General features: G+C 44.6%; 4 protein-coding genes. 3 read left to right on the forward strand and 1 reads right to left on the reverse strand.

The annotated features are described in order from the left end of the window. A partial coding sequence (locus tag AC2VE5_RS25735) for an FAD-dependent oxidoreductase (RefSeq protein ID WP_486890417.1) occupies positions 1-220 on the reverse strand: 220 nt, incomplete at its 3' end. Between the two features lie 1031 nt (positions 221-1251). Here AC2VE5_RS25735 and AC2VE5_RS25740 point away from each other — a divergent pair. The 3 genes from AC2VE5_RS25740 to AC2VE5_RS25750 all read left to right on the forward strand — a co-directional run. After that, entirely contained in the window at positions 1252-1623 is a 372-nt protein-coding gene (locus tag AC2VE5_RS25740; RefSeq protein WP_486890418.1) for a transposase, read from the forward strand. A gap of 25 nt (positions 1624-1648) precedes the next feature. Next, on the forward strand, positions 1649-2359 hold the full coding sequence (locus tag AC2VE5_RS25745; RefSeq protein WP_486890419.1) for an IS6 family transposase: 711 nt from the start codon (positions 1649-1651) through the stop codon (positions 2357-2359). Next, the coding region (locus tag AC2VE5_RS25750; RefSeq protein ID WP_486890420.1) for a DDE-type integrase/transposase/recombinase at positions 2352-2541 on the forward strand (190 nt) is incomplete at its 3' end. The genes AC2VE5_RS25745 and AC2VE5_RS25750, both read left to right, overlap by 8 nt.

Below are 2541 nucleotides of genomic sequence, written 5' to 3' on the forward strand. Positions count from 1 at the left end.
CCCCAATCTCGAGCCTGAAGCCATCTCGATCAAAGGTGCGGGCGAGGCCGCCCACTTCAACCCCTGCCTCGACAAGAGTAACGCTACAGCCTCTTTTCAGTAATTCTCGGGCAGCAGCAAGACCCGCAATGCCACCCCCCAGAATGACAAAGTTTTGTCTTGCTTTTTGTCCTAAACTGTCAGACTCTGCTCTACAGGTTCCAAAGTCGGAGATGATCATCAAGTCATCCTGTTAAATTTTTATTTAAATGAAATTCAATGCTTAAGTATGGGATTTGAGATAAATATGGGTAAGTGACACAAGCTAAGGTGGTACATCACCTCAGGTTAATATGCCCATTCAGTGACTTATAGCAACAGGCTGATGACAGAAATTTCTGATCGACCTCTCTAGAAGACTGACCAGAAACGATTGCTAAATATTATTTAAACCTTGTCGTTTCTTGCTGACAGCCGCCAGGCTTAGGGCTCTATAGGCAGAAATTAAGAATAACGACTAAAGTTATCCTGACAAGTGCTTCTGCCAGCTCTAGCCAAGTTCTGTGTCGTTCAACCCTGAGACCCTTAGCAGACTCCACAACCTCTTTAGCGATTAAATCCTTGAACTGCTAAATCAAAGCAATGCTTGGGAACTATTACAAAGGTGCCTCTACAATACTGCCTGAGAAGCATCTACAGCGGATCGTTGCTTAGTAGGACATAGCTAAATTGCTGGAAGCTACTCCTAGCAATATCTTTCAGTATTGCCAGTGTCCTCTACCTAGATGAAAAACGCTGTATTAGTAGAGACACCGTTGTCTCTTAGACCTTTCAGAATAATCTCAGCAGCTTTATTTTCCCAATAAAGCTGTCGCGTCAAATCAAAAAAATCTAGATAATCTAAAATCTAAGTGCCTAGTCCCCCCACGCCTTCACTTCTAAAACATAGTACCCGACCCCGATCAATAAGGTGGCATTTGATACAGCAATTCTCATTTTGAAACATTTGTACTAAAAATAGGAATTCTGATGGCTTTAGTGTCCAAGCTTCAGAACGGTAGAATGCCGCTCTCAGTCAGTCAAACAACTTGAAATGAATCATCTCACTGAGAACCGTTCTCATACTTAGAATTGCTGCATTTGATACCTCTAGAGAGCAGAAGCAACCTTTGCCTACTATACTAGAACAATTATTTGCTCTTAGCTCGACTTTATCCATTTTCGGAAGAGGAAAGGTAGCAAGATCAGGATAGTGTTTTTTGATTTGTCCTGATGAACCTGCTACCGAAAGAATTTGTGCCTTTGATCTTACTGTTTGCCCCCCTGTTTTCCAAGCCTGTGTGGGAATCGGCAATTGTGCTGCTGGTGGGTGCGATTGTTGCCCCTGGCAAGCGAACAGTCAGTGCGATTTTAAGAGTGATGGGGTTGAGCCAAGCTCCCCATTTTCAGAATTATCATCGTGTGCTTAACCGTGCTGTGTGGTCGAGTCTCAAGGCTAGTCGCATCCTCTTGCTGCATTTGATAGCGGTGTTTGCCCCTACCGGTCCTTTGGTGATGGGGATTAAACAGCACCCGGAGCATAAAATCTTCCTCGCGGTTGTGTCGCAAAAACAGGGGTCAGTCAGCGGCCTGATGATAATGTGAGAGCCCATGTTTTTCTCTCTCGTAAATGAAAACTTCTGAGCTTTTCAAGTGGCGACATTTCCAAGCCGAGATCATCCTACTCAATGTCCGTTGGTATTGCCGCTATGCTCTAAGTTATCGAGACTTGGAAGAGATGATGATTGAAAGAGGGCTGGATGTTGACCACAGCACCATCAACCGCTGGGTTCTCAAGTATGCCCATGAACTCGACAAGCGCTGTCGCCGCTATCTCAAGCCTACCAATGACTCCTGGAGAGTCGACGAAACTTACATCAAAGTCCGAGGCAAGTGGAAATACTTGTATCGTGCAGTGGATTCTGAGGGCAATACACTGGACTTCCTGTTAACAGCCAAGCGAGATGCCAAAGCTGCCAAACGGTTTCTGACGAAAGTGTTGAATGGCCCTCATACACAAGAGCCTCGGGTGATCAATGTCGATAAGAATCTGGCTTATCCACCAGCGATCAAAAAACTACAAAAAGAAGAATGCTTGCCAAAATCCACTAAATTACGCCAGGTCAAATATCTGAATAACATAGTGGAGCAGGACCATAGAGCAATCAAAACTCTGGTCAATCCTGGCATGGGTTTTGGATCGTTCGACTCAGCTCGACGAACCCTCAAAGGATATGAAGCGATGAATATGATCCGCAAAGGTCAGATCGCGAATGTAGAGAAAGGAGATGTCATAGGACAAATATCTTTGATTAACAAAATCTTTGGAGTAGCTGCATAGTCTCCTATATTTTTACGGGGCTATTGTCGCTAAAGTCATTATTTGCGACACAGCCTTAACAGCCAAGCGAGATGCCAAAGCTGCCAAACGGTTTCTGACGAAAGTGTTGAATGGCCCTCATACACAAGAGCCTCGGGTGATCAATGTCGATAAGAATCTGGCTTATCCACCAGCGATCAAAA

It is taken from the genome of Aliterella sp. E5.1, from assembly GCF_057473825.1.